This window comes from Streptomyces sp. SCUT-3 (assembly GCF_014083985.1).
Classification (GTDB): domain Bacteria; phylum Actinomycetota; class Actinomycetes; order Streptomycetales; family Streptomycetaceae; genus Streptomyces_H; species Streptomyces_H thermolineatus.
Map to the genome: position 1 here is coordinate 1153306 of NZ_CP046907.1, position 26200 is coordinate 1179505.

Genomic DNA, 26200 nt, shown 5'->3' on the forward strand with positions numbered 1-26200 from the left:
AGTCGGGTCCGGCACGGTCGGACCCGGGGGTCAGGCCCGGGGGGTCAGGCCCGGGGGGCTTCGCGCAGTTGCGCGGCGATGGCCGCGCGCAGGTCCTTCTTGCTGACCTTGCCGATGCCGGTGCTGGGGAAGGCGTCGACGAACTCGACCCGGTCGGGGACCTTGAAGGCGGCCAGGCCGCGGCCGCGCACGAACCTCACGATCTCGGAGCGCTTCACCGGCCCGGCGCCGGAGCGCAGGATCACCCAGGCGCAGGTGCGTTCGCCCAGGTAGGGGTCGGGCATGGAGACCACGGCGGCGTCGTGGACGGCCGGGTGGGCGAGGATGTGGTTCTCGACCTCCTCGGCGGCGACCTTCTCCCCGCCCCGGTTGATCTGGTCCTTGGCGCGCCCCTCGACGACGAGGTGCCCGGTCTCCGTCATCCGCACCACGTCGCCGGTGCGGTAGAAGCCGTCGGCTGTGAAGGACGCGGCGTTGTGCCCGGGGGCGCGGTAGTAGCCGCGGACGGTGTAGGGGCCGCGGGTGAGCAGGTGGCCGGTGGCGCCGACGGGCAGGTCGTTGTCGGCGTCGTCGACGATGCGGATCTCGTCGTCCGGGGAGATCGGGCGGCCCTGGGTGGTGACGACCACCTCCTCCGGGTCGTCCAGCCGGGTGTAGTTGACCAGTCCCTCGGCCATGCCGAAGACCTGCTGGAGGGTGCAGCCGAGGGCGGGGCGCACCCGGCGGGCGGCCTCCTCGCTGAACTTGGCGCCGCCGACCAGCAGCACCTCCAGGCTGGACAGGTCGTGCCCGGTGCCGGCCGCGGCGGACTCGGTCCACACCAGGGCGAGCGGGGGGACGAGGCCGGTGACGGTCACGCCCTCGCGCTCGATCAGCGGGAACGCGGTTTCGGGGCTTGGGTCGGGGCACATGACGACCCGTCCGCCGGCGTGGAGGGTGCCGAGCGTGCCCGGGGAGCTGAGGGGGAAGTTGTGGGCGGCCGGCAGGACGCACAGGTAGACGCTGTCCCCGTCCAGTCCGCAGATCTCGGCCGAGCCGCGCAGGCTGTAGAGGTAGTCGTCGTGGGTGCGCGGGATCAGCTTGGGCACGCCGGTGGTGCCGCCGGACAGCTGGAGAAAGGCCATCTCGTGCGGGGCGGGCGCGGGGGCGCCGTCGAGTGCGGCCGGGTCGCCGGTGACGGCGGACAGCGGGGTGTGGGCGCCGGGATCGCCGTCGGCGACGACGACGTGCCGCAGGCCGGGCACCCTGGCCCTCACCTCGTCGGCCAGCACCCGGTAGTCGAAGCCGCCGTGCACGCCGGGAACGATGTAGGCGACGGCCTCGGCGAACTCGCAGAAGTGCGCGATCTCGGTGACGCGGTGCGCGGGCAGCGCGAAGACCGGCAGGGCGCCGATGCGGAAGAGAGCGAAGACCACCTGGAGGAACTCGGCGGTGTTGGGCAGCTGGAGGACGACCCGGTCGCCCTTGGCCACGCCCAGGGCGAGCAGTCCGGCGGCCGTCCGGTCGGCGCGCTCGTCGAGTTCGGCGTAGGTCCAGCGGCGGCCGTCGCCCGCCGGGTCGACGACGGCGACGCGGTCGCCGTGGGCGGCGGCCCTCTCACGCAGCATCCGCCCGAAGGTCTCGCCCCGCCAGTGGCCGGCCGCGCGGTAGCGCTCGGCGAACTCCGCCGGCCAGGTGGGGGTCCCGGGATGCCCGGGGTACTCGGCGGCGGCGGGGTGTCCGGCGTGCCCGGCGTCCTTGGCGTGCCCGGTGGCGGCGGGGTCCCCGGTGTGCCCGGTGACGGTGGGGTCCCCGGTGTGCCCGGTGACGGTGGGGTGCTCGGCGTACTCGGTGTGCTCGGTCATGCCCGGTGTCCCGTCCCGTCGGCTCCGACAGCGTGCAGAAACGTTTCGAACTTGGCGCTGGTCTCGGCCAGTTCCGCCTCGGGCCGGGATCCGGCGACCACGCCGGCCCCGGCGAAGAGCCGCAGCGAGCCGGCGTCCGCCTCGGCGCAGCGGATGGTCACGACCCACTCGCCGTCGCCGGATGCGTCGCCCCAGCCGACGACGCCGGTGTACAGGCCGCGGTCGAAGGGCTCGACCTGCCGGATGAACGCGCGGGCGGCGTCCGTGGGCGTGCCGCACACGGCAGGGGTGGGGTGCAGGGCGGTGGCCAGGTCCAGCGCGGTCACCGACGGGCCGGCCGGTTCGCCGGTGACCGTGGTGGACAGGTGCCACATCGCGGCGGTGCGCACCAGAGTGGGGCGCTCGGGGACGTGCAGGTTCCGGCAGAGGGGCGCCAGCGCCTCGCGGACGGCGTCGACGACCACCGCGTGCTCGTGCAGGTCCTTGGGCGACTCCAGGAGGGCGGCCGCGCGGCGCACGTCCTCGGCGAGGTCGGCGCTGCGGGGGGCGGAGCCGGCCAGCGGGTTCGCGGTGACGAGGCCGCCGCGGCGGGAGACCAGCAGTTCGGGGCTGGCCCCGATCAGGGTGCGGCCCTCCCCCGCCGGGGTGGCGAAGGTGTAGCCGTGCGGGTCGCGGCGGGCGAGCCGGTGGAGCATGCCGGGGACGTCCACGGAGCCCGGTTCCGCGGTGAGTTCGAGGGTGCGGGCGAGCACGGCCTTGCCGAGGCCGCCGGCCTGCATGCGGGCCACGGCCGCGGCGACGGCGGCCTCGTACTCCCCGGGCGCGGGCACCGGGCGCACCCGCCAGGCGACGGGGGCCGGTTCGGGGGCGGGGAAGGCCAGCAGCGGGTCCTCGCGCAGCGGGCCGGCCCAGCGGACCCGGGAGGGCACGAAGAGCTGCGCGGGCGCGTGGTGGTCGAAGGGCACAGCGCCGACGACGACCGGATTGGCCGCTCCGGCGCCCTCCCCGGACCCCCTGGCGGCCCGCAGGGTCTCGGCGACGCGGCCGGCGAGCGGGGCGGGCCCGTGCGGGACCCGGGCGCGCACGCCCTCGGCGAGGAGGGTGCGGTGGGGCCCGGCGAAGAAGCTCGCCGAGCCGCCGGGACGGTAGTCGGCGAGCAGGGCGGTTCCCCCGGGCTGCGGCGCGCACCGTCCGGGGGCCGCCTCGTGGGCCGTGGTCACCTGGGACTCCGTTTCTGTGGATCGGGGAGGGGCGGGGGCGGGGCCGTGGGCGGGAGGGGCGGGGTCGTGGGCGCTCGTGCGCCGCCGGGCCGCCGGGCCGCCGAGGCCGGTAGCCGGGGAGGGGTGCGGGAGGCGCGGGGCCCGCCACGGTCCGGGACCGGACCTCGGCGGTCGTCAGGCCCGCAGCGTCGCGCCGCCGTCGACGTACAGGTCGTGCATGGTGATGTGCCGGGCGCGGTCGGAGACGAGGAAGGCCACTGCCTCGGCGATGTCCTCGGGACGGGCGATGCGCCCCAGCGGGACGCCGACCCGGTAGGAGGCGAGGTCGCCCTCCACGACGGCGCGGGCGTGGGAGTCGTCGGCCGGGTCGGCCCACATGCCGCGCTGCATGGGAGTGTCGGTGGAGCCGGGCGAGACGGTGTTGCAGCGGACGCCGGAGCGTCCGAGCTCCAGGCCGAGGCACTTGGTGAACATCACGGCGGCGGCCTTGGAGGCGGCGTAGGCTGCCATGCGGGTGCGGGGCACGCCGGCGGCGTTGGAGGCGACGGTGACGATGCATCCGCTGCCGCGCGGGGCCATCACCCGGGCGGCCGCGCGGGAGGTGTGGAAGACGCCGGTGGTGTTCACGGCGAAGGTGTCGGCCCAGTCCCGGTCGGTGAGTTCGACCACGGGAGCGATGCGCAGGATCCCCGCGACGTTGACCAGGACGTCCAGCGGCCCGGTCCCGTGCTCGACCTCGGCGACGAGCGCGTCGACGGCGGCCGGGTCGGTGACGTCCAGGGGACGGGCGGTCACCGTGCCGGACCCGCCCGCGAGTTCGGCGCCGAGTGCCTCGAGGGCCTCGGCGTTGCGGTCGGTGGCCACGACCCGGGCGTCGCGCTCGGCCAGCGCCCGGACCACGGCCCGGCCTATGCCCTGGGCCGCGCCGGTGACCAGCGCCACCTTTCCGGAGAGCTCCGGGTCGTGCATCGCGTTCCCTCACCTTCAGTGAAACTTAGGCAAGGCTAACCTAACACAAGCGGCGGATGGCCTCCAGGCCACCCGCCGCACTCCAACCCGCCTTCGAGAAGGGCCCGTTGCCCCTGAGGCCCCGGAGCTCTGAGGCCCCGGAGCCCCGTGGACCCGCGGGCCTGCGGGCCTGCGGGGCTGCGGGCCTGCGGGGCTGCGGGCCTGCGGGGCTGCGGGCCTGCGGGGCTGCGGGCCTGCGGGGCTGCGGGGTTCCGTCAGCCGACCATGACTTTCTCGATGTCGTCCAGCACTGACAGCGCCGCCGCAGGGCCGCCCAGGCTGGTCCACTTGGAGCCGTCCACCTTGGTCACGCGCCCCTTCTCCACCGCGTCGAGGGCGGCGAACTCCTTCTTCTCCAGGGCCGCGTCCAGGCTCTTGGTGTTGGCCTCGTCCAGCGAGCCGACGAACAGCCAGTCGCCGTCGATCCGGTCCAGGGCCTCCATGCTGATCGGCGTGGAGTGGCCCTCGCCCTGCTCCGCCTGCTCGGCCGGGCGCTTCACGCCCAGGTCCTTCAGCACGTCGCTGACGAACACGCCCTGCTGCATGACGGCGGCCGAGTTGCCCGCCCAGCGCACCACGCTGACGGTGTCGTCCGCCCGGTCGCCGAGCGCGGCCCGCAGCTCCTCGACCCGCTCGTCGTAGCCGGCCAGGACCTTGTCCGCCTCGGCCTTCTTGTTCAGCGCCTCCCCGACCCCGGCGAAGGACTCCTTCCAGGAGTCCTTGTGCCGGAAGGTCACCACGGTCGGCGCGATCTTCCGCAACTGGGCGACGACCTGTTCGTCCTTCAGCTGGCCGGCCAGGATCAGGTCGGGCTTCGCCCCGATCACCTTGTCCATGACGGGGCCTGTCACCGCGCCCACCACCTCGATCCCCTCCGCCTCGTCGGCGAGGTAGGCCGGGGCTCCCTGCTGGCCGCGCCCGGCCGACAGGCCCACCGGCTCCACACCGAGCGTGAGCGCCGCGTCCAGGTCCAACTCGCTGAGGACGACCACGCGTTCGGCCTTCTCGGGCACCTCGACCTCGGTGCCGGCGGCGTCGGTGACCGACACCGTGCCCGCGGCACCCCCCTTGCCCGGGCCCTCCGCCGAGCCGCCCTTCCCCGACTCCTGGCCGGTGCCGCACGCGGTGAGCGCGAGGGCCGCGGCCACGACGACGACGGCGGACGCCGCCGCGCGGGAACGGAGTGAACTGGTGCGGGTCATCGGAGTCTCCATGGATCTCGGGCCTTGCGGAGGGCGGCCCCGGAGGCCGCCCGGACAGCGGCGGGGACAGCACGGGCCTGCCCCGAGGCAACATTGCACTTAGGTTAGGCTAACCATATGTCCATCACGCAAGACCCGGCGGGGGATTCCCCGCCGAGCGGCCCGGCCACGCCCCGCGCCACCGGTACCGGCACCGGCCGGGACGGCCGCGGCACCGGCCGGGACGGTGACAGGACCGGCGGGGCCGGTGCCTCGGTGGAGCCCGCCCAACGCCGCCGGGACCTCGCCGTGCCCCTGGCCGCGGCCGTCCTCCTACTGGCCCTGGCGGCCCTGATGGTGCTGTCGCTGCTGGTCGGGGCCGGCACCGTGTCCGTGCCGCGCTCCTGGGACTTCCTGCTCGGCGACCCCGCCGCCCGCGCCGACGAGCGCGTCCGGCTCGCCGTGGCCGAACTCCGGTTGCCCCGAACCGCCGTGGGCGTCCTGGTCGGCGCCTGCCTGGGCGCGGCCGGCGCGCTGCTGCAGGCCGTCACCCGCAACCCGCTCGCCGAGACCGGCCTGCTCGGCGTCAACTCCGGTGCCGCGCTGGGCGTGGTGACCGGCCTCACCTGGTTCGGCGCCGCCACCGGCCACGAGTACCTGCTGTGGTCGTTCCTCGGCGCCCTGGCCGCCAGCGCCGTGGTGCTGCTGCTCGCCGCGTCCGGCCGCTCGGGCGCCGGCCCGCTGCGGCTGGTGCTCGCCGGTTCCGCCCTCGGCGCCACCTTCCACGGCCTGACCTCCTTCGTCCTGCTGGGCCGCCAGGCCAGCTTCGACGAGTACCGCTACTGGGTGGTCGGCTCGCTCGCCCTGGCCGACGCGGACAAGGCGTGGACCGTGCTGCCCGCCGTGGCGGCCGGCCTGCTGATCGCCCTCGGCTGCGCCAGGCCGCTGTCCGCCCTCGCCCTGGGCGACGACGCGGCCCGCGCCCTCGGCCACCGCCCCGGCGCGGTGCGCGTCACCGCCTCGGTCTCGGTCACCCTGCTCACCGGTGCCGCCGTCGCCCTGGCCGGCCCCGTCGCCTTCCTCGGCCTGCTCGCCCCCTACCTCGCCCGCACCGTCGCCGGACCGCGCACCGGGGCGCAGATCGCCCTGTCCGCGGTCGTCGGGCCGGTCGTGCTGCTGGGCGCCGACATCCTGGCCCGCCTGTACGACCAGCCCTACGAGACGCCGGTCGGCGTCCTGCTGGCCCTGGCCGGCGGCCGGTGCTGGTGTGGATCGCCCGCTCCCGGCGCATGCTCGCCCTGTCCACCCCCGGCGGGGGCCCCCGGTGACCGGCACGAACCCGACGGACGCGCCGTCCCCCTCCCCCGCCGCGGCCCCCTCCCCGGCCACGGCACCTTCCCCTCCCTTGTCGTCCTCGCCTCCCGCGCCGTCCTCCCCCGCCGCGCCGCCGGTCGTCCCGAGGACAGCGTCGTGGTGCGCGCCGGCACGCTGTCGGTGCTGCTGCCGCGCCGCTCCGCGCTCGCCGGGACGGCCCTGGGCCTGGTGGTGTTCCTCCTGGTCTCCGCCTCCGTCCTCGTCGGCTCCTCGGACATGTCCCCGCCGGCCGCCGCGCAGGCGCTCCTCGGCATCGGCGACCCGCTGGACGTGCTGCTGGTGCAGGAGTTCCGGCTGCCGCGGATCGTCGCCGGCCTGCTGTGCGGGGCGGCGCTCGGCACGGCCGGCTGCCTGACCCAGACCCTGTCCGGCAACCGGCTCGCCACCCCCGACCTGCTCGGTGTCAACGGCGGCGCCACCGCCGCGGTGCTCCTCAGCGTCACCGGCACCGGCGCCGCGACCCTGGGCCAGTGGTGGCTGGGCCCGGTCGGCGCCGCCGCGGCGGCGGCCCTCGTCGTGCTGGCCGCGGGCGGCACGGGCACCCGCGGCCACCGCATCCTGGTCGTCGGCCTGGGCCTGTCCACGGTGACGAACGCCCTGGTCCAGCTGGCGATGGCGCGCGAGAACCTGCAGAGCGCCGGTGGGCTGTTCGTGTGGTCCCTGGGCAGTCTCAACGGGCGCGACTACGCCGTCGCCGGCCCGGTGGGCCTGTGCCTGGCCGTGCTGCTGCCCCTGGCCGTGCTCGCCGGGCGGCAACTGGCCGTGCTGCGCTTCGACGACGAAGTGGCCCTCTCGCTGGGCGTGCGCCTGCGCCGGGTGCGGCTGCTGGTGCTGCTGCTGGCCGTCGCCCTGGCCGGGCTGTCCGTCGGCATCGCGGGGCCGGTCGGGTTCCTCGCCATGGCCGCCCCGATCCTGGCCGCGCGGCTGACCGGCCCGGCCCGGGTGCCCGTCGTCGGCTCGGCGCTGCTGGGCGCCGGGCTGGTCGTGGCCGCCGACACCCTGGGCCGCGTCGTCGCCCCCGCCGAGATCCCGGTGGGCGTCGTCACCGGGGTGCTGGGCGGACCGTTCCTGCTGTGGGTCCTGTTCGGCGACACCCGCACCGCACCGTCGAGGAAGGCGTGACCGACGTGGAACTGCATGTGAAGGGCCTGACCGCCGGCTACCCCGGCCGCCCGGTGGTCGACGGCGTCGACCTGGCCGTCCCCGCCGGGCGGGTGGTGGCGGTCGTCGGCCCCAACGGCTGCGGCAAGTCCACCCTGCTGCGCGCGGTCGCCCGGCTGCACAGGCCCGACGCGGGCACGGTGACGGTCGGCGGCGAGGACGTGTGGAAGCTTCCGCCGCGCCGGGCCGCGCACCGCCTCGCCCTGCTGCCCCAGGCCCCGCAGGCCCCGAGGCGATCACCGTCGCCGGGCTGGTCCGCTACGGGCGCCACCCGCACCAGGGCCTGTTCCGGCAGTGGTCGCGCGAGGACGAGCGGGCGGTGCGCGAGGCCCTGGCCGCGACCGGCGTCGAGGCCCTGGCCGGACGCCGCCTGGACGAGCTGTCGGGCGGTCAGCGGCAGCGCTGCTGGCTGGCGATGGTCCTGGCCCAGCACACCCCCGTCGTCCTGCTCGACGAACCCACCAGCGCACTCGACCTCGGCCACGCGGTGGAGGTGCTGGAGCTGGTGCGCGGCGTCGCCCGCAGCGGGCGGACCGTGGTGATGGTCCTGCACGACCTGGTCAGCGCGGCCCGGTACGCCGACGAGCTGGTCGCCATGCGCGACGGGCGGATCGTCGCCGCCGGGCCGCCGCGCGAGATCGTCGACGCCGCACTGGTGCGCGAACTGTACGACGTGGAGGCGGACGTGCTGCGGGCACCGGGCGACGGAGCACCGGTGGTCGTCCCCGCCGCCCGGACGGGGACGGACGTGAGGGCGGGGGCGGGGGCGGGGGCGAACACGGACGCGGGGGCGGACGCGGCCTGACGGGCCGCCGCGGAGCGGCGCCGGAGGCCGCCGTCCGGCGGCGGTCAGCCGGAGTCGTGGTGCCGAAGGTCAGTTTCTCAGGGCCTTTTCACGGCGTGTCGTGCTTCTTTGCCACCACGACTCCGGCGGGCCGCCGTCCGGTCGCCGTGGGTGCGGGGGAGGCGGCAGGAGGCGGCAGGAGGCGGCTCCTCGGGGAGCTGTGACGTGTACGTCACCGGGCCGGAGCACCGCCCGAGAGTTGGTTAGGCTAACCTAAGTTCGTTCGTTCTCGATGCGAACACGAGCCCCCAGGCTCTGCCCGAGCTCTGCCCACGTTCACGACACGCATCTCCCCGCGGGTGCCGTCCGCGCCACCGCCCGTGCGCCGTGGGCCCGCCAAGCCGTCGGCAACGCCGCGTGCACCCGTAGGAGTTGCAGCATGCCCGCACGTCCCCGCAGAAACCCGCACCGGTCCCGCCCCTGCACCGCGCAGCCGCCGCGGCCGCCGGCCTGGTCCTCGGCACCGCGGGCCTCGCCACCGGTGCCGCCCACGCCGCGGGCACCGCCCCGACGGCCGCCGCCGCGACCGTGGCCGCGCCCGTCGAGGAGGCGGCCGCACAGCCGCAGGTGCAGCTCGGCAGCGACCGGATCGCGGCGGGCGGCACCGTCTCCTTCGCGGTCACCGGATACCCGGCCGACGCCCGACTCACCGTCAAGCTGGACAAGGGAAAGGTGCTGGGCACCTTCACCGTCAACTCCGTCGGAACCGCGGCCGGGAGGCTCACCCTGCCCGCCGACACCGCCGAAGGCGCCCACCAGTTCAACTTCCTGGCCCCCAACACCGCGGTCCACCCCGGGTTCACCGTGTCCGCGGACCCGGCCCCCGAGACCGCGAAGGTGCTCACCGCCGCCCCCTCCACGGCCGCCGGCGGGCGGCTCCCGTTCGCCGTCACCGGCTACCCGGCCGGCGCCGGCCTGACCGTCAAACTCAAGGCCGCCGACGGCAGCAGCGTCCAGCCGGCCCCGGCCTTCACCGTCGGCGAGGACGGCACCTTCGCCGGCTCGGTCACCGTCCCCGTGACGACCGCCGCAGCCGACTACCGCCTGTACTTCCTCGCCCCGGCACCAATCCCTTTGCGCCCCTCACCGTCACCGCCCCCTCGGACGGCAGCGAGGACGGCGGCGAGGACGGTTCCGGCGGCTCGGACGGTTCCGGTGACGAAGCGGAGACCGCGGCCCCGACCGCCGTCCTCGCCGCCGCCGAGGCCCCCGCGGGCGGGAAGCTCGGCTTCACCGTGGCGAACTTCCCCGCCGGCGGCACCCTCACCGTCAAGATGGGCACCGGCACGGGCGACGACGCCAAGGCCGACGCCGCGGTCCTCCAGCAGTTCGAGGGGGCGATCGGCGAGGACGGCACCCACAGCGGCGAGCTGACCCTCCCCGCGGACGCCACCGCGGGCGAGCACACCCTCTTCTTCCTGGCGCCCGGCGGTCACAGCGCCCGCGCCGCCCTCACCGTCACCGCCGCAGCCCCGGGCAACGGCGGCAGCACGGACGGGGAAACTCCGGGCGGCGGCACCCCGTCCGGCGAGCCGGCCGTCGCGGTCACCGCGAGCGAGGTCGCCGCGGGCGGGAAGCTCGGCTTCACCGTCGCGAACTTCCCCGCCGGCGGCACCCTCACCGTCAAGCTCGACGACGGCGAGATCCTCGACACCTTCACCGTCGGCGAGGACGGCGCTGTCTCCGACGAGGTCACCGTCCCCGCCGACACCGCGGCCGGCGCCCACTGGCTGCGCTTCCTCGCCAAGCCCGGATACACCTACAAGGCCGACTTCACCGTCACCGCCGACTCCGCCGCGGGCGGCCCGGACACTGCCGGAACCGGCTCGGCCACCGGCGGCACGGGCACCGCAGCCTCCACCGGTTCCACCGGGACCCCGGTGACCGGCGGAAGCCTCACCACCACCGCCACCACCGGCGGCGCACTCGCCTCGACCGGCGCCTCGGACGTCACACTGCCGCTGGCCGGCGCTGGAGCCCTCGTCGTCCTCGGCGGTGCCGCCGTGGCCGTCGCCCGCCGCCGCACCGGCGACGCCCCGGACGCCTGACCCGCCGGCCGGTCCCGGCTCCCCTCCCCCGTCCCTCCCCGTTCCTCTCCTCCGATTGGACGCCACCGTGCACGACCGTCCCGGCCTCCGCCGCGCCGCCGCCCTCGCCTCCGGCACCGCCCTCGCCCTGGGCGCCCTCTCCATGACGGCCTCCCCCGCGCACGCCGCCGACGACGCGGCCGCGCACCCCGCCCCGGCCGAGGTCACCTCCGGCACCCTGCGGTGGGTACTGCCCGTCGGCGGCGCCCACGCCGTTTCCGTCGACGGCGGTGCGGCCGTCGACGGTGACGGCCGCACCGTCACCCTCGGCCGCGCGAACGGGCAGGTCGACGCCTCCGGCGCCACCGGCGAGGTGGCCTTCGACGGCCGGATCCACCTCACCGCGACCGACGGCAGCGGCGTGCGCACCACCGTCAGCGACGTGCACGTCGAACTCGCCGCCGACGGCACCGCCGCCATCGTCGCCGACTACACCGTCGCCGCCCCCGGTACAAAGGAGGCCGACGAGCGGCGGGACGTGCGGATCGCCGACCTGCCGGCCGTCGAGGTCGACGCCGAGGACTCCTCGGTGACGGTCACCGCCCCCGAGGCCGCCCTCACCGAGGACGCACCCGGCATCCTCACCGCCGAGCCCCCCGCCGACGGCTCCACCGGCGGTACGACCGACAGCACGGACGGCGGTACGGACGGCGGTACGGACGGCGGGGCCGCGGAGGGTGCGGACGGTACCGGCGGCGGCAGCGGAACCGACGGGGGCCCGGCCGTCCCCGCCGTCCCCGCTCCCTCCCTCGCCGCGGGCGGGGACGGCGCCGTCCTGGCCGCCGGTGCCGGACAGGTCAGGCTCGCCTCCCTCCCCGGCACCTCCGCCGTGGCTCTCGACCTCACCACCAGGGCCGCCCCGGCCGCGGTCGCCACCGGTGACGCCTCGGCCACCACCAACGCCAAGAGCGTCGAGGCCGGCGGCACCCTGGGCTTCAGCGTCAAGGGCTTCCCCGCCGGGGAGACCCTGACCGTCAAGCTCGACGACGGCGAGATCCTGCAGCAGTTCACCGTCAAGTCCGACGGCACCCACGCCGGCTCGGTCACCGTTCCGGCCGCCACCGAGGCGGGGTCGCACTGGCTGCGCTTCCTCGCCCCCAACCCGCCCACCTCCGTCAAGGGCGACGCCTTCACCGTCACCGAGCCGTCCTCCGGCTCCGGCGGCTCCACGTCCGGTGGCTCCGGTGACTCCGGTGACTCCGGCAGCACCGGCGGCACCGGATCCGGCACCCCTGGCTCCTCGACCGGTCCGGACTCCGGCAGCACCGGCAGCACTTCCTCGACCGGCGGCACCCCCTCCGCCAAGGACTCCGGAACCGGTAGCGGTGGCAGGCTCGCCGACACCGGCACCGACGCCACCGCGCCGCTCGCCGCCGCGGGCTTCCTCGTCGCGGCAGGCGGCGCCGCCGTCGCGGCCGCCCGACGCCGCCTTGCAGACGCCTCCTGACACCGGCCCACGACGGCCGCCCGCGACGGCCGCCCGGGCAGGTGCCCTGGCGGCCGTCGCCGACGTCACGGCGTCACGGCGTCACGGAGGGCACGGCGGGACGGAGGGCACGGCGGGACGGAGGGCGCGACCGGGGCGCCCCGTGCGCAGGAGCGGCGACCCCGGCCCTCCCGCCTCCGCCGTCCGCCGCATCCGCCTTTCCCCGAAAAGGAGTTCGCCGACCCCGGGTCGCGGACACGATCCGTCCTCGTCGTCCGGCACGGTGTCCCCATGGACGCCAAGCACTACCTCGACCTGATCCGTGCCGACAGCGACCGTCTGCTCGCCGCAGCCGCGTCGGACCTCGACTCCCCCGTGCCCTCCTGTCCCGACTGGACCGCAGCCGACCTCGTACGGCACGTCGGCGGGGTGTACGAGCACAAGATCCTGTGCATGCGGCTGGGCCGGATGCCCGAGGACGGCGAGCGGACGACGCCTCCCGCCGCGGCGGCCGACCTGCCCGCCTGGTTCACCCGCGTGCGCGACGCACTCCTCGACGAGCTCGCCTCCCGGGACCCTCGGCAGCCCTCCCCCACCTGGTTCCCCCCGGACCAGACGGTGGGCTTCTGGTACCGGCGCATGGCGCACGAGACGGCCGTCCACCGCGTGGACGCCGAACAGGCCGCCGGCCCCGGCCGGGAGACCCCGGTCGACCCGGAACTCGCCGCCGACGGCGTCGACGAGTTCCTCGGCTTCCTCACCCACGACTTCGGCGGCTGGGCCGTCCGTCCGGACGACGCCGGGCGGACGGTGTCCCTGCGCTGCGCCGGACGTCGCTGGGACCTCGTCCTGACAGCGGAACGCGTCGTGCCGGCCGCCGAGGCTACGGATCCGGCGCCCTCGGCGGACACCGCCCCCGACCTGCTGATCGAGGGCGACCCCTCCGATCTCCTCCTCCGGCTGTGGGACGGCACCCCCTGGGCGACGCGTCCGTCGCCTGCACCGGCGACCCCGCCGCCCTCGACGCCCTGCGCTTCCGCACTCGGGAGGCCACCCGGTAACCGGCCCCGGCCGGCGGCCTCGTCCGCACGGCACGGTGCGCACGGCCCCGTCCGCCCGGCACGGTGCGCACGGAGTCCGTGGGAAGAGCCCGTGGGGAGGAGTGACGGGCTCCCCCACGGACCTCGCGATGCGGCCGTCCGCCGCCGACGGCTCCACGACACCCCCTGCGGCGGTTCGTCGCCCGGGTCGCGGTCCGCGCCGCTGCCGCGGGCGCCGCGCGGGCCGCCCGGGAACGGCGGCCGTCCCCGGGCGTGTGCCCGGGGCCTACGGGTGGAGGAACCCCCGCAACAGCCGCATCAGGACGGTGACCACGAGAGCCAGGACGAGCCAGACCACGGCCGTCACGACGGGGCCCGCAACGGGGTCCCCGGCGGAGCCGGCCGCCGCGTTCCCTGCGAGCACTGCGGGTATCGCCCCCAGCGAGGTCCCCACCCCTCCGAGGGAGAGGTCCTTGTAGAACGGAGGCGGCCCGTGCTCGGCGACGTCGCGGGCGCGGACGACCAAGTGGCCTCCGAGGTACAGCAGGCAGCCGCCCGCGGTGAGCAGCACCAGGCCGACACCGGTGGAGATCTCCGGCATGCCCTCGGGGTCGTCGATTCCGTCCTGGGTGAGCCCGCCGTGGGTGATCGCCACGGCACGGTCCCGCCACATGGTCACCCCGATCCGGTCACCGGACCCCAGGCGTTTCAGCACCGGCCCGTCCCCGAGGAGGGAGAGTTCCTCCGGCACGCCGTCCGGGCCGCTCAGGAACAGTCTGTAGTCACGCGGATTGGACTTCTTGTTGATGGTGACCGACCGCACCGTCGCATTGACGGACCGCAGGCAGTCCCGCCCCTCCCGGGCTTCCCGTGGCTCCCCCTCCGCCGGACCGTCGCACTCGGCGGCCGCCCGGAAGGCCCGGGCCTCCTCGACGGCGCCCGGCACCGTGGAGAAGACCACCACCGACACCAGGAGCACGCTCAGGCCGAGGACGAGTGTCACGAAGCCGCCCAGGCGCCGCCACCGGACGCGGCGCCGCGCACCGGGGAGTTCACGGAACGGACGGGCGTTCCCCCGCCGCGCGGGCTCCCGGCCGTTCCCGTTCCTGCGGGTCATCCGGTCACCTCTGCCGCGGTTCGTCGACGCGCCCCCGCCCGCGTTCTCCGGGCCCGGTCGTGCGGTGCCGCGGCACCCCTCCCGGCAGGGCCCCCACAGTATGCGGGGGCGCCTCCGTCCGGGTCAGGCCGGTGACCGGCAGCTACCGAGTACCGGTCGTTTCCGCGTCCGGGCAACGGCGGCACGGCGGACCGTGGCCGCGGACACCGCCCTCGGCCCGCCCGGAGCGGCGGAGCACGCGGGGCCCGGCCGGGCCCCGCCCTGCGGGCACCCCGTCACCGGGAAGCGGTCAGGCGGGCGCGGAAGGCCTCGATGTCCTCCCGGGGCAGGCCGCCGGCCGAGCACAGGCGGTCGGCCATGTCGAAGCCGGCGGCCAGGGACACGACGGCCTCCCGGAAAGTGGTGCCTTCCTTGTCCATGAGGGCCTGGATCTCCTCGCGGTCGTCGGGGCGGCCCAGGGCCGCGAGGCGGGCGGGCACCCGGTCGAGGCTCAGCTCGTAGTCGGCGGCGACCACTTCGGGAGCGACGCCGGCGAGGGTGAGCAGCAGGATCGCGACCAGGCCGGTGCGGTCGCGGCCGACCGCGCAGTGGAAGAGGACGCCGCCGGGTTCGGCCCGTGCCACGGCCGAGACGACGCGGGCCGCGCGCTGCGGGAAGCGGTCGAGGAAGGGACGGTAGTACAGCGGGGTGCCGTCGGGGCCGTCGCTCCAGCGGGACCAGAACTCGGTGTCCTCGATGCCGTCCAGCGGCAGGTGGAGGGTGGTCAGCCCGGCGGGGCGGGGCGCGGCGTCGGGCCCGAGCTCGTCGTCGTTGCGCAGGTCGACGACGGTGCGGACGCCGTGCTCCCACAGCGCCTCCCAGCCGGACGCGGTGAGGCTGTCGACCGCGTCGGCGCGCACCAGGGCGCCCCTGCGGACCGCGCCGCCGTCGGCGGTGGGCATCCCGCCGAGGTCGCGCACGTTGAAGCAGCCGTCCCAGTCCAGGTGCCGGTCCGCATGCAGGTCCACGGTCGCCTCCCCCTCGCGCCGGGCGGACCGTCCCGCCCTTCGACTGCCGGGGACGCTCCGGCGGCGGGGCGCGGTTCCCGCCGTCCCTTCCTCCGTCCTCGCCCGGCCCGGCCGCACCCGGCCGCCCCGCCCGCCCCCGGCCGCGGTCCGTAAGGGTCGCCTGGGTGCGGGCGGCTCCGGGGCGTCTGGTGAAGTGGAGGCCGACTGATTCGTTCGGCAGTACCAGGGAGGGATCGCAGGTGACGACACCTGAAAGGGTCAGCCCGGAGGAACAGAGGGAGCTCAGTCGCATCGCGTCGGCGGTCGAGGCGGACCTGTGCCTGGCCGGGCTGCCGGTGATCCACGGCGGGTGCGGCCGGCGGGGACGCACGGACGGCGCCCCGGGGGCCCTGGTCTCCTACGACCCCGGCCGGGACGGGTCCCCGGGCGTCCACGTGCGGTGGTGCCCCAGCGCGGAGCTGACGAGGATGACCCTCGCGGCGGACGGCCCGGGCCACCGCATCGCCGAGTTCGGCGGCTCGGTCCTGGACACCATGACGAACGCCCTGGGGGAGGTCCTCCGGGCCGCCGGATGGCACGTGGACGCGACCGGCGCCGACGTCCACGGGGCGTCGTCGGTCAGGGTGCTCGAGGGGACACGGACGGCCGGGGAGCCGGCGCCGTAGGCCGCGTACCGGAGCCGTGACGTGTACCGGGGCCGGTTCCGGTACGCGTCGCGACTCCGGTACGCGTCACGGCTCCGGTACGCGTCACGGCTCCGGCGCGCGTCACGGGTCCGGCGGGGTGGGGAGGGCCTGTTCCGCGGCGGCGAGGACGGCGCGGAGGGCGGCCGAGGGGTTGTCGCTGCGCCAGGCCAGGGCCATGGACAGGGTCTGCGGGGGCACGCCCGCCACGGGCCGGAAGACGCCGTCGAAGGCGGTGTGCCGCACCGAGGAGACCGTCATGGTCACCCCCACACCGGCTCCCACGAGGGCGAGGATGGTGTGGGTGTCGGGCGCCTCCTGGGCGATGCGCGGGGTGAAGCCGGCCGAGAGGCAGGAGTGGACCAGTGCGTCGCGCACCGCGGAGCCGCGGGTGCCGGGGAGGGTGACGAACGGCTCGTCCGCCATGTCGCGCAGGTCCACCGCCCCGCTCCCGGCGAGCCGGTGGTCGGCGGGCAGGGCGAGGAGCAGCTGCTCGTGGGCGACCACCCGCACCGACACCCCCTCCCGGCGCACCGGCAGCCGGACGAAGCCGAGGTCGATCTCCCCGTTCGCGACCTTCGCCAGCGCCTCGCCGGAGTACAGCTGGCCGTGCAGGTGGAGCTCGATGCCCGGGTGGGCGGCCCGTACCGCGCGGGTGAGGCGGGGCAGCGCCTCGTGGGTGCTGGCCCCGGCGAAGGCGATGCCGACCCGGCCCACCTCGCCGCGTCCGCCGGCCTGGGCGGCCAGGCGGGCGACCTCGACGTCGGCGAGCACCCTGCGGGCCGGTTCGAGGAACGCCTCGCCGGCCGGGGTGAGCCGCACCGTGCGGGTGCTGCGTTCGAACAGCTGCTGCCCGAGCTCCCGTTCCAGTTGCCGGATCTGCTGGCTCAGCGGCGGCTGTGCCATGTTCAGCCGGGCCGCGGCGCGGCCGAAGTGCAGTTCCTCGGCCACCGCGACGAACCCGGCGATGTGACGCAGTTCCACCGGCTCCTCCTCTCCGCCCCGCGCCCCGCCGTCCGTCCCCCGCGCGCCACCCCGTGTCCGTTCGGGGCTTTCTTCGGTCCGATTGAGACCGGATCCGTCCGACTGATGTCCGGATTCGGTATTGGACGCTATAGGAGCCGCGCTGAAAAGGTGAGTCGTCGGACGGCACGACACGACGCCCCCTCCGCCCGAAGGACGTGACAGGCACGCCATGAGCTTCGAACTGGACGAGACGCAGGCCGAGTTCCGCGCCGTGGCCGCGGCCTTCGCCGACGCCGAACTCGCGCCCAGAGCCCGGGAGTGGGACCGCCGCGAAGAGGTGGACCGGTCGATCATGCTGCGCCTGGGCGAGCTGGGCTTCCTCGGCCTGACCCTGCCGGAGGAGTACGGCGGCGTGGAGGCCGACACCGTCTCCTACGCGGCCGTGACCGAGGAACTGGGGCGGGGCGACTCCGCCGTGCGCGGCCTGGTCTCGGTCTCCCTGGGGCTGGCCGCCAAGACCGTCAACGCCCACGGCACGAAGGAGCAGAAGGAGCAGTGGCTGCCCCGGCTGGCGAGCGGGCAGGCGGTCGGCTGCTTCGGACTGACCGAACCGGGCAGCGGGTCGGACGCAGGCAGCCTGCGCACCCGCGCGGTCCGCGACGGCGACGACTGGGTGATCACCGGCCGGAAGATGTTCATCACCAACGGCACCTGGGCCGACCTGTGCGTGCTGTTCGCCCGCACCGGTGAGGACGCCGCCCGCGGGATCACCGCCTTCCTGGTGCCCACCGACTCCCCCGGCTTCACCGCCAACCTCATCCACGGCAAGCTCGGCCTGCGCGGCCAGCCCACCGCCGAACTGGTCCTGGACGGCGTGCGGGTGCCGGACTCCGCCCGCCTGGGCGAGGTCGGCCGGGGCTTCGGCATCGCACTCGGCACCCTCACCAAGGGCCGCATATCGGTGGCGGCCGGCGCCGTGGGCCTGGCCCGGGCCGCCCTGGACGCGGCGGTGAAGTACGCCGGTGAACGCACCCAGTTCGGCCGTACCATCGCCCACCACCAGTTGGTGCAGGAGCTGCTGGCCGACTCGGCCGTCGACATCGAGGCCGCCCGGCTGCTCACCCTGAAGGCCGCCTCCCTCGTCGACGCGAACGCCCCCCGCGAGAAGCTGGCGAAGGCCGCCTCGATGGCCAAGTACTTCGCGAGCGAGACCGCGGTCCGGGTCTCCAACAACGCCCTGCAGGTCTTCGGCGGCTACGGCTTCATCGACGAGTACCCGGTGGGCAAGTACGTGCGCGACGCCCGCGTACTGACCCTGTACGAGGGCACCAGCCAGGTGCAGAAGCTGCTCATCGGCCGCGCCCTGACCGGGGTGGACGCCCTGACCCCGTGACCGCCCCGGCGGCCCGGAAGGCCCGGCGCCCACCGGCCCGTACAGCACCGTGTCGAGGGCCGGGACGCGAATGCCCTGAGCGAACCGGGGTGCCAAACCGTAGAAATTCCGTCCGTTTTGTCGCTTTCCCTCTACGGTTTGCCGCCGCGATTCACCCGCCCCGGCGGCCGCGCCCGGTGCCGCGTCACATGACGCCGCCGTCGGCCCGCAGGCACCTGCCGGTGATCCAGCGGGCGTCCGGCCCGCACAGGAAGCCGACGACGTCGGCGATGTCGGCCGGCCGGCCCAGCCGCCCCAACGGCGTCATGCTGACGACCATCGCCAGGTTCTCGGTGGTGTTGGCCTCGCGCAGCAGCTCGGTGTCCACCGCCCCGGGCAGGACCGCGTTGACGGTGATGCCGCGCGGCCCCAGCTCCTTGGCCGCGACCGCGGTGAACTGCTCCAGCGCCCCCTTCGACCCCGCGTACACCGACACCCCGGGGGCGGGCAGCAGGGTGTTGAGCGAGGAGACGTTGACGATGCGCCCGCCGGAGGGCATGCGGCGGGCGGCGTACTGCATGGCGAAGAAGGGGGCCTTGGCGTTGACCGCCATGATCCGGTCGTAGTCCTCCTCGGTCACCTCGTCCAGGGGTGCCGAGACGGCCCACCCGGCGTTGTTGACGAGGATGTCCAGGCCTCCCCCGAGGGTCTCCTCCGCCTCGGTCACCAGGGTGCGCACCGCCGCGACCGAGGACAGGTCCGCGCGCACCGCGACGGCCCGGCCGCCCCGGGACCCGACCTCCGCGACCACGTCCTCCGCGTCGCCCCTGCGCTCGCGGTAGCTCAGCACCACGTGGGCGCCGTCGCGCGCCAGCCGCTCCACGACCGCTCGCCCGATCCCGCGCGACCCGCCCGTCACCAGGGCCCTGCGGCCCTCCAGAACACCCATGACCGCCGCTCCCCTTTCCGTGCCTCACCGCGTCGGACGGGACACGTTTACCCCGTCGCAGCCTGCCCGTCCCGCCCCGAACCGACCCGTACCGTCCCGCCCCGGGCCGGGCCGGGGCATGCAGGAGTGCGGCCCGGCTCAGGCCAGGGCGGGGAGTTCGCAGGTCAAGGTTCCGGCGTCGGCGTCCAGGACTGCCGGGACGCCCAGGGGGACGGTGATGTGGCTCCCGCAGTGGCCGAAGCCGAGGTTCCACAGGACGGGTACGCCCAGCGGGCCGAGGCGGTCGAGCATCAGCTCCGCCAGCGGCTCGTCCGGGCCGCAGTCCTGCCAGGAGCCCAGGGCGACGCCGGCCACGCCGTCGAGCAGGCCGGAGCGCAGCAACTGGGTCAGGTAGCGGTCGAGCCGGTAGCGCTCCTCGCCGACGTCCTCCAGCAGCAGGAGCGCGCCGCGGAGCGAGGTGCGGACGCCGGGGGTCCCCAGGCCTGCGGCGAGCAGGCTCAGGCAGCCGCCCGCGGTGACCCCGCGGGCCCGCCCGGGCACCAGGGCCCTGCTGTGCCCCGGGCCCGCGGGCGCGGCGAGGGTCCGGACCTCCTCCGGTGCAAAGAGGGTGCGGCGCAGGTGCTCCTGGGTGGGCTGGTCCTTGAGGAAGGAGAGGGCCGCGGTCATCGGGCCGTGCAGGGTGGCCAGGCCCAGGCGGGCGGCGAACGCCTCGTGCAGGGCGGTGATGTCGCTGAAGCCCACGAACGCCTTCGGCCCGGCGGCGCGCATCGCGTCCCAGTCCAGCAGGTCGGCCATGCGCTGGGCGCCGTAGCCGCCGCGGGCGCACAGCACGGCGGAGACCGACGGGTCGAGCCACGCCTCCTGCAGGTCGCGGGCGCGGGCCTCGTCCTGCCCGGCCAGGTACTCGAACCCGGGGTGCCGGTCGAGGACGTGCGGGGCCACGACCACGTCCAGGTCCCAGCCGCGCAGGACGTCCACTCCCGCGTCCAGCCGCTCGCGCGGCACCGGCCCGCTGGGGGCGACGACGGCGACCCGGTCGCCGGGGACGAGGCGGCGCGGCCGGACGAGCCCGGCGGCGGGCACGCCGTCCGGGATCCCGCCCGGGGAGAGGGCCCCGCCCGGCAGGAGGGGCTCGGGCGGCGGGGCGGAGGAGGACGCGGTACCGGCAGTAGGCATGCCGCCGATTCTGGCAGAGCGCCGGGGCGCCACCGGTGTCCCGCCGGGGCGTCACCCGGCCCCCGCCGGGGCGTCCCGGGTGCGCCGGGGGATGCGGCGTGGAACGGGGTTCGGCGGGCTCAGCCTCCGGCTCCGGGGGCGGGCCGGTCCCTGGCGCTGTGGGCGGTGACGAGGGCGACGGAGAGCAGTGTCAGCGCGATGCCGGTGCAGGTGCAGACCCCGACCGCCGCCCGCGAGGCCCCGAGCAGTCGGGGAACGGTGTTGACCAGGAGCACGGCGTACAGGGCGAGGCCGGCCGCCGTGAGCAGCCGGGACGGGGCGTGGCAGGTGCGCGGCGGGGTGGACGTCCGGCCCGCGGCCAGGGCGAGGGCCGCGGGGAACCGGAGGAGGGCGGCGGCTCGGGAGGAGTCCTTGGACGGGCCCCGGCCCGCGTCACGGTCCGCGGTGCCGTCGGGCCCTGCGCCTCGCGACGGCGGCGGGCCGGGAAGGGGCGGCCCCGGCAGCGGCAGGCCCGCCGGCCCCGGCCCCGCCGGCGCCGGTCCCGGCAACCTCGGTCCCGGCAACCTCGGTCCCGGCAGCCCGTACTTCCCGGCGCACCCGTCCGGGTGTGCTTCTCTTCCCATGCCGTCCCCCGTGGGTTTCCCCCGTGCGGTCCGGGGTCCGGTCCCGGCCGCTTCTCCCCGGTCCCGGCCGACCCCGGCCGTCCCCGCCCCATCATGGCCGCTGCGGGGCGGGGGCGTACCGGGCCGCGTCGGCAGGAGACGCGGGGCGGGCGTTGCCGGGAACCGGCAAGGAGTTCCAGGAAGTCCCGGGGCGCGCCCCGGCGCTCCCGGGGGCGTGTCGCACGGTCGGGTCCAGGGGTGGGACGCCGGGGGTGGTGAAGCCCATGACCTGCGCGTACAGGCCGAGTTCGGCCTCCAGTGCGGCCTGCAGGGTCTCCGCGCGGCGGAAGCCGTGGCCCTCGCCGGCGAAGGACAGGTAGGCGTGGGGCACGCCCCGTCCGGCGACCGCCTCGAGGAGGTGCTCGCACTGGGCGGGCGGGCAGATGGCGTCGTCCAGGCCCTGCAGCAGCAGGAAGGGGCGCACCAGGCGGTCCGCGCGGTTGGCCGGGGAGCGGTCGTGGTAGCGGTCCGCGGCTCCGGGGAGGGGCCCGACGAGGGAGTCCAGGTACCGGGACTCGAAGTCGTGGGTTCCTCCGTTCGCCCATCCGTGCAGGTCCAGGACGGGGTAGCGGGCGGCGCCGCAGGCGTACAGGCCGGCGGTGGAGGGGCCGGTGAGGGACGCCATCACCGTCCAGCCGCCGGCGCTGCCGCCGCGGATCGCCAGCCGGGCGGGGTCGGCGGTGCCGTCGTCGGCCAGGGCGCGGGCCACCGCGGCGCAGTCCTCGACGTCGACCACCCCCCAGTTCTCCCGCAGCCGCTCGCGGTATTCGCGGCCGTAGCCGGTGGAGCCGCCGTAGTTGACCTCCACGACGCCGATGCCCCGGCCGGTGAAGTAGGCGATCTCCAGGTCCAGGACCACGGGGGCCCGGTCGGTCGGCCCTCCGTGCGCCCACACCACGTACGGGGGCAGTTCGCCGGGGGGCGCGGTGAAACCGGGGTTGCGCGGCGGGTAGAGCTGGGCGTGGACCTCGCGACCGCCGGGACCGGTGAAGGTCCGGACGACCGGCTCGGGCAGGTGGGCGGGATCGACGGCGTCGCGGTGCGGGCTGCCCACCACCCGGGTGCGGCCGGTGTCCGCGCACACCTCGACGACCTCGTGGGAGCGGCGGGCCGACGCGGCCGCGCCGAACACCCGGCCGCCGCGGACGGCGAGGGTGGGGGACCACTCGGTCCACGGTCCGGCGACCGCGGTCAGCTCCCCGGTCCCCGGGTCCAGCAGGGAGAGCCGCATGCCGCCGCGGCCGTGCAGCACGGCGGCCCTGCCGTCGGGCAGGACCGTGAACCACCGCAGCCCGATGCGCCACAGCGCACCGCCGAACTCCTCCCGGCGGGGGCACAGTTCCTCGACCCGGCCGGTGGCGGGGTCGACGCGGTGCAGGTTCCACCAGCCGGTGCGGTCGGTGACGGCCAGCAGGGAGCCGTCGGGGGCCCACTCGACCTGTACGACCGACTCCCCCGGCGCCCCTTGCGACCGCGACTCCCCCGGCGCCCCTTGCGCCCCCGGCTCCTCTTCCCCGGCCGTCTCCGGGGCGGTGCCGTCCAGGACGGTGCGGACGGCGGTGAAGGTGCCGTCCTCGGCGAGGTCGGCGAGTTTCAGTGCGGTCGCCTCCCACGGCATCCGGGGGTGGTCCCAGGCGATCCAGGCGACCCGCCGCCCGTCGGGCGAGATCCGGGGGCCGGTGACGAACCGGTGGCCGTCGTCGCCGAGTTCGCGCACCGCGGTGCGGTCGTCTGCGGCCGAGCCGTCCAGGGGGACGGCTGCGATCAGGCGGCGCACGTCGGTGGGCGCGTCGCCGGTGAACTCCTCGAGCACGCACCAGACCTCGTCCCGTTCCGGCACGATCACCGGGTCGGCCCAGCGCAGTCCGCCGCCGGCCGGCGAGAGCGGGGTCAGCGGGCGCGGTCCGGCCTCCGAGTCCGGGTCGAAGCGGTGGAGCCGCTGGTCGGCGAAGTCGGTGAACACCACGAGCGGGCCGCCACCGTCCCCGTCCCGGCTCCCGCCCCGGCCCGCGGCTCGGCTCCCGCTCCCGGGGACGCCCGCCCACGGTGTTCCGCCGTACTCGATCACCCGGCTGCGCACGTTCCACGGTGCAGGGAGCGCGGAGGCGGTGGTGCCGTCGGCCCGTCGGCGCACCAGGGTGCGCCGGCCGCCCTCGTCGGGACGGGGCTCGGTCCACCACACCTCGTCGCCGACCGTGCCGATGAACTCGGGTGCGCCGGCGTGCCCGGCAGCGAGCCGGGCGTCGACCGGGGAGGTCCATGTCCCGTAGGGGGCCTCGACGGTCACGGGGTCAGCCGACCCGGCTCAGGAAGCGGTCCAGCACGCGGGCGCCGAAGTGCAGTGCCTCGACCGGGACCCGTTCGTCCACGCCGTGGAAGAGCGCCTGGTAGTCGAAGCCCTCCGGGAGTTTCAGCGGCGAGAAGCCGTAGCCGGTGATGCCGAGTTTGGAGAACTGCTTGGCGTCGGTGCCGCCCGACATGCAGTAGGGGACGACGTGCCCGCCCGGGTCGTGGTGCTCCAGCGCCTCGCGCATCGCCGCGTAGGTCGGCGAGTCCACCGGGGCCTGCAGCGGCACCTCGTTGTGGTGGAAGTGCCAGTCCACGTAGGGGCCGGTGAGCCGGTCCATGGTCTCGGCGAACTCCGCGGCCCCGTCGGGGAGGATCCGCCCGTCGACGTAGGCGGTGGCCGTGCCCGGGATGACGTTGACCTTGTAGCCGGCCTCGAGCATCGTCGGGTTGGAGCTGTTGCGCACCACGGGTTCGATCAGTTTGGCGGCCGGGCCGAGTTTGGCGATCAGTCCGTCGATGTCGAACCCGGGGTCGTCCAGGTTGGCCTCCAGGCCCTCCAGGGCGGCGATCTCGGTGAGTGCGGCGCGCACCGTGGGGATCAGCCGCACCGGCCAGCGGTACTCGCCGATGCGGGTGACGGCCGCGGCGATCCGGGTGACCGCGTTGGTGCGGTTGACCTTCGAGCCGTGGCCGGCCCGGCCCTGCGCGGTGAGCTTGAGCCATGCGGTGCCGCGTTCGCCCGCGCCCACCGGGTAGAGCCTGCGCCCCTGCCCGGCGTGGAAGGTGAACGCCCCGGACTCGCCGATGCCCTCGGTGCAGCCCTCGAACAGGTCGGGGTGCTTCCTGACGAGGAACTCCGCACCGTGGGCGGCGGTGTCCTCCTCGTCGGCGGTGAAGGCCAGGACCACGTCGCGGCGGGGGCGGCGGCCCTCGCGCGCCCAGGCGCGCACCACGGCCAGGACCATGGCGTCGGTGCCCTTCATGTCGACCGCGCCGCGGCCCCACACCACGCCGTCGCGGACCTCCCCGGAGAACGGGTGGACGGTCCAGTCGACGGGCTGCGCGGGGACGACGTCCAGGTGGCCGTGGACGAGCAGGGCGTCCAGATCCGGTTCGGACCCGGGGATCCGTGCGACCACGTTGGTCCGGCCCGGGACCGACTCCAGGATCGTCGGCACGATCCCGGCGGCGTCCAGCTTCTCGGCCACGTACTCGGCGGCCGGGCGCTCGTTGCCGTCGCCGCCGCCGTGGTTGGTGGTGTCGATGCGGATCAGGTCGGAGGCGAAGCGGACCGCCTCGTCCTCCATGACGCGCACCTGCGCGGCCCGCCCGGGGTCCTGGGCCGGGTCGTGGGCGGGGTCCGGGGCCGGGTCGTGGGCGGAGGTGCGGACACGGTCGGGGAACTGCTCAGCCATACGTCTCCTCCACTGCTGCCGAGACGATCGTGGTGACCGCCTTGAAGCAGCGGATTCCCTCGTACATGGTGTCCGATGTGTAGCGGACCCGCCGTTCGCCGCACCGTTCGACCGTGGGCACCACGGTCGCGGCGCCGGCCAGGTGCACCGCGTCGAACTCCAGCTCCACGGTGAACGGCCCGCCCCGCACCGGGTCGGTGCGCCCGGCCAGGGCCGCGGCCGCCTTCGCCCCGGCCCGGATGTCGGCCGCGGTGCGGGCCGGCGGGCGGCACACGGCGGCGTACCGGGAGACGTAGTCCTTGACCGCGACACCGACCGCGCGCGGGGCCCACGTCCGCGCGTCGGCGCAGGTGCGGTCGTCGCCGGTGACGAGCACCACCGGCACCCCGTACTCGGCGGCCACCAGGGAGTTCAGCCGTCCCTCGCTCGCCGGTTCGCCGTCGACCCACACTCCGGTGATCGAGTTGGCCAGGTAGGTGTGGGCGAGCACCCCCTCGGTGCCGGCCCCGGTGTGGTAGCCGACGAACGCCACGCCGTCGACGTCCCCGTGCTGGATGCCCTCGACCATCGACAGGTCCTTGTGCCGCCCGGTGAGCATCCGCGCCCGCTCGTCGAGCTGCTCCAGCAGCAGGTTGCGCATGGTCCAGTGGGCCTCGTTGACCAGGACCTCGTCGGCGCCGCCGTCGAGGAGGCCGGCGATCGCCGCGTTCACGTCGGAGGTGAAGAACGCGCGGCAGCGCTGCCACTGCTCGGTGCCGGGCAGCACGTCGGCGGGCCAGGTGACGCCCGTCGCGCCCTCCATGTCGGCGGAGAGGAGGATCTTCATGGTGCGCCACCGTACGCAGCCGCGGCCCCCGCGGGGCAGGCGGCGCACCGGCGGGCGGAGCCCGGACGGACAGCGGTGTCGGACATCGTCGAACGCGCCTCCCCGGTCGGCGGCGGCCGGGCGCCGTACGGCCGGGCCGCCGGACACCGTGGTACCGCGCGGCGGTCGCCGCCCGCAAGAGGGCCTCGCCCCGCGGCGACGGCCGCGGTCAGACGGCCGTCAGGCGCAGCAGGACGGCGCCGCCGATGATGGAGGCGAAGGAGACCAGGCGGGCGGGGGTGATGCGCTCCTTGAAGACCAGGGCACCGCAGATCACGGTGCCGACGCCGCCGAGGCCGGTCCAGATCGTGTAGCCGACCGAGACGTCCAGCTCGCGCAGGGCCAGGGACAGGGTGTAGATGCCGCCCGCGGCGGCGAGGAGCGTGAGCACGGACGGCCACAGGCGGGTGAAGCCCCTGGTGGCGTTGGTGCCGAGGGCGAAGACGATCTCGAAGACGACGGCGATGCCGAGGAAGACCCAGGTCATGGTGGTGGGATCCGTTTCGTGATGCGG

General features: G+C 75.8%; 19 protein-coding genes and 2 pseudogenes. 7 read left to right on the forward strand and 14 right to left on the reverse strand.

Annotated elements, in window-relative coordinates; all coding sequences use genetic code 11:
* Positions 1–44 precede the first annotated feature (44 nt).
* The 4 genes from GQS52_RS05030 to GQS52_RS05045 all read right to left on the reverse strand — a co-directional run bounded on the left by GQS52_RS05030 (position 45) and on the right by GQS52_RS05045 (position 5274).
* The gene (locus GQS52_RS05030) at positions 45–1844 is read right to left on the reverse strand and encodes a (2,3-dihydroxybenzoyl)adenylate synthase (protein ID WP_182311852.1); all 1800 of its coding nucleotides are present in this window, start codon (positions 1842–1844) and stop codon (positions 45–47) included.
* On the reverse strand, positions 1841–3064 hold the full coding sequence (dhbC, locus tag GQS52_RS05035; protein ID WP_182311853.1) for an isochorismate synthase DhbC: 1224 nt from the start codon (positions 3062–3064) through the stop codon (positions 1841–1843). Before dhbC ends, GQS52_RS05030 begins: the two co-directional genes overlap by 4 nt.
* Before the next feature lie 174 nt (positions 3065–3238).
* Positions 3239–4033 (reverse strand): 2,3-dihydro-2,3-dihydroxybenzoate dehydrogenase, encoded by a 795-nt coding sequence (locus GQS52_RS05040; RefSeq protein WP_182311854.1) that lies wholly within the window; start codon positions 4031–4033, stop codon positions 3239–3241.
* Between the two features lie 254 nt (positions 4034–4287).
* Complete coding sequence (locus tag GQS52_RS05045; protein WP_259370592.1) at positions 4288–5274, reverse strand: iron-siderophore ABC transporter substrate-binding protein; 987 nt, start codon at positions 5272–5274, stop codon at positions 4288–4290.
* Between the two features lie 117 nt (positions 5275–5391).
* Here GQS52_RS05045 and GQS52_RS05050 point away from each other — a divergent pair, with 117 nt between their 5' ends.
* The 5 genes and pseudogenes from GQS52_RS05050 (at position 5392) to GQS52_RS05075 (ending at position 12166) form a co-directional block, all read left to right on the forward strand.
* Positions 5392–7749 (forward strand): iron chelate uptake ABC transporter family permease subunit, encoded by a 2358-nt coding sequence (locus GQS52_RS05050; protein WP_259370593.1) that lies wholly within the window; start codon positions 5392–5394, stop codon positions 7747–7749.
* A 5-nt stretch (positions 7750–7754) separates the two neighbouring features.
* A pseudogene (locus GQS52_RS28195) lies at positions 7755–8593 on the forward strand (ABC transporter ATP-binding protein).
* 411 nt (positions 8594–9004) lie between these two features.
* The gene (locus GQS52_RS05065; protein ID WP_182311858.1) at positions 9005–10006 is read left to right on the forward strand and encodes a hypothetical protein; all 1002 of its coding nucleotides are present in this window, start codon (positions 9005–9007) and stop codon (positions 10004–10006) included.
* Entirely contained in the window at positions 9907–10680 is a 774-nt protein-coding gene (locus GQS52_RS05070) for a hypothetical protein (RefSeq protein ID WP_182311859.1), read from the forward strand. The genes GQS52_RS05065 and GQS52_RS05070 overlap by 100 nt, the downstream gene beginning before the upstream one ends.
* Positions 10681–10735: 55 nt before the next feature.
* A complete protein-coding gene (locus tag GQS52_RS05075; RefSeq protein WP_182311860.1) occupies positions 10736–12166 on the forward strand; it encodes an HtaA domain-containing protein in 1431 nt (476 codons plus the stop codon).
* A 1305-nt stretch (positions 12167–13471) separates the two neighbouring features.
* Here the strand turns inward: GQS52_RS05075 and GQS52_RS27030 are convergent.
* The gene (locus GQS52_RS27030) at positions 13472–14302 is read right to left on the reverse strand and encodes a hypothetical protein (protein ID WP_220472742.1); all 831 of its coding nucleotides are present in this window, start codon (positions 14300–14302) and stop codon (positions 13472–13474) included.
* Between the two features lie 275 nt (positions 14303–14577).
* Positions 14578–15309: a tyrosine-protein phosphatase gene (locus tag GQS52_RS05085; RefSeq protein WP_259370594.1), complete on the reverse strand. Its 732-nt coding sequence runs from the start codon at positions 15307–15309 to the stop codon at positions 14578–14580.
* Between the two features lie 239 nt (positions 15310–15548).
* Here GQS52_RS05085 and GQS52_RS05090 point away from each other — a divergent pair, with 239 nt between their 5' ends.
* The gene (locus GQS52_RS05090; RefSeq protein WP_182311861.1) at positions 15549–15974 is read left to right on the forward strand and encodes a hypothetical protein; all 426 of its coding nucleotides are present in this window, start codon (positions 15549–15551) and stop codon (positions 15972–15974) included.
* A 102-nt stretch (positions 15975–16076) separates the two neighbouring features.
* Here GQS52_RS05090 and GQS52_RS05095 read toward each other — a convergent pair whose 3' ends face one another.
* A complete protein-coding gene (locus tag GQS52_RS05095; RefSeq protein WP_182311862.1) occupies positions 16077–16976 on the reverse strand; it encodes a LysR family transcriptional regulator in 900 nt (299 codons plus the stop codon).
* 211 nt (positions 16977–17187) lie between these two features.
* Between GQS52_RS05095 and GQS52_RS05100 the strand changes: the two genes are divergently transcribed.
* Positions 17188–18351, forward strand: coding sequence for an acyl-CoA dehydrogenase family protein (locus tag GQS52_RS05100; protein WP_182311863.1), 1164 nt, complete (start codon positions 17188–17190; stop codon positions 18349–18351).
* A 184-nt stretch (positions 18352–18535) separates the two neighbouring features.
* Here the strand turns inward: GQS52_RS05100 and GQS52_RS05105 are convergent, their stop codons facing one another.
* From GQS52_RS05105 to GQS52_RS05135, 7 genes and pseudogenes are all read right to left on the reverse strand, one after another.
* Positions 18536–19279 (reverse strand): glucose 1-dehydrogenase, encoded by a 744-nt coding sequence (locus GQS52_RS05105; protein WP_182311864.1) that lies wholly within the window; start codon positions 19277–19279, stop codon positions 18536–18538.
* Positions 19280–19417: 138 nt separating this feature from the next.
* Positions 19418–20455 carry an LD-carboxypeptidase gene (locus GQS52_RS05110; protein ID WP_182311865.1) on the reverse strand — a complete coding sequence of 346 codons (1038 nt, stop codon included), beginning with the start codon at positions 20453–20455 and terminating at the stop codon, positions 19418–19420.
* 119 nt (positions 20456–20574) lie between these two features.
* The gene (locus GQS52_RS05115; protein ID WP_182311866.1) at positions 20575–21003 is read right to left on the reverse strand and encodes a hypothetical protein; all 429 of its coding nucleotides are present in this window, start codon (positions 21001–21003) and stop codon (positions 20575–20577) included.
* 166 nt (positions 21004–21169) lie between these two features.
* Positions 21170–23404, reverse strand: coding sequence for a prolyl oligopeptidase family serine peptidase (locus tag GQS52_RS05120; RefSeq protein WP_182311867.1), 2235 nt, complete (start codon positions 23402–23404; stop codon positions 21170–21172).
* A gap of 4 nt (positions 23405–23408) precedes the next feature.
* Positions 23409–24821: a M20/M25/M40 family metallo-hydrolase gene (locus tag GQS52_RS05125; protein ID WP_259370595.1), complete on the reverse strand. Its 1413-nt coding sequence runs from the start codon at positions 24819–24821 to the stop codon at positions 23409–23411.
* Positions 24814–25647 (reverse strand): M55 family metallopeptidase, encoded by an 834-nt coding sequence (locus GQS52_RS05130; protein ID WP_182311868.1) that lies wholly within the window; start codon positions 25645–25647, stop codon positions 24814–24816. The genes GQS52_RS05125 and GQS52_RS05130 overlap by 8 nt, the downstream gene beginning before the upstream one ends.
* A gap of 208 nt (positions 25648–25855) precedes the next feature.
* Positions 25856–26179, reverse strand: a pseudogene (locus tag GQS52_RS05135) (multidrug efflux SMR transporter); the annotation flags it as partial.
* Between the last annotated feature and the right edge of the window lie 21 nt (positions 26180–26200).

What these genes read in the sequence shown, in the direction of transcription:
- GQS52_RS05030 (WP_182311852.1), bottom strand. Translation starts at nt 1,844, where the DNA reads ATGACCGAGCACACCGAGTACGCCGAGCACCCCACCGTCACCGGGCAC.
- GQS52_RS05040 (WP_182311854.1), bottom strand. Translation starts at nt 4,033, where the DNA reads ATGCACGACCCGGAGCTCTCCGGAAAGGTGGCGCTGGTCACCGGCGCG.
- GQS52_RS05045 (WP_259370592.1), bottom strand. Translation starts at nt 5,274, where the DNA reads ATGACCCGCACCAGTTCACTCCGTTCCCGCGCGGCGGCGTCCGCCGTC.
- GQS52_RS05050 (WP_259370593.1), top strand. Translation starts at nt 5,392, where the DNA reads ATGTCCATCACGCAAGACCCGGCGGGGGATTCCCCGCCGAGCGGCCCG.
- GQS52_RS05070 (WP_182311859.1), top strand. Translation starts at nt 9,907, where the DNA reads ATGGGCACCGGCACGGGCGACGACGCCAAGGCCGACGCCGCGGTCCTC.
- GQS52_RS27030 (WP_220472742.1), bottom strand. Translation starts at nt 14,302, where the DNA reads ATGACCCGCAGGAACGGGAACGGCCGGGAGCCCGCGCGGCGGGGGAAC.
- GQS52_RS05100 (WP_182311863.1), top strand. Translation starts at nt 17,188, where the DNA reads ATGAGCTTCGAACTGGACGAGACGCAGGCCGAGTTCCGCGCCGTGGCC.
- GQS52_RS05105 (WP_182311864.1), bottom strand. Translation starts at nt 19,279, where the DNA reads ATGGGTGTTCTGGAGGGCCGCAGGGCCCTGGTGACGGGCGGGTCGCGC.
- GQS52_RS05110 (WP_182311865.1), bottom strand. Translation starts at nt 20,455, where the DNA reads ATGCCTACTGCCGGTACCGCGTCCTCCTCCGCCCCGCCGCCCGAGCCC.
- GQS52_RS05125 (WP_259370595.1), bottom strand. Translation starts at nt 24,821, where the DNA reads ATGGCTGAGCAGTTCCCCGACCGTGTCCGCACCTCCGCCCACGACCCG.
- GQS52_RS05130 (WP_182311868.1), bottom strand. Translation starts at nt 25,647, where the DNA reads ATGAAGATCCTCCTCTCCGCCGACATGGAGGGCGCGACGGGCGTCACC.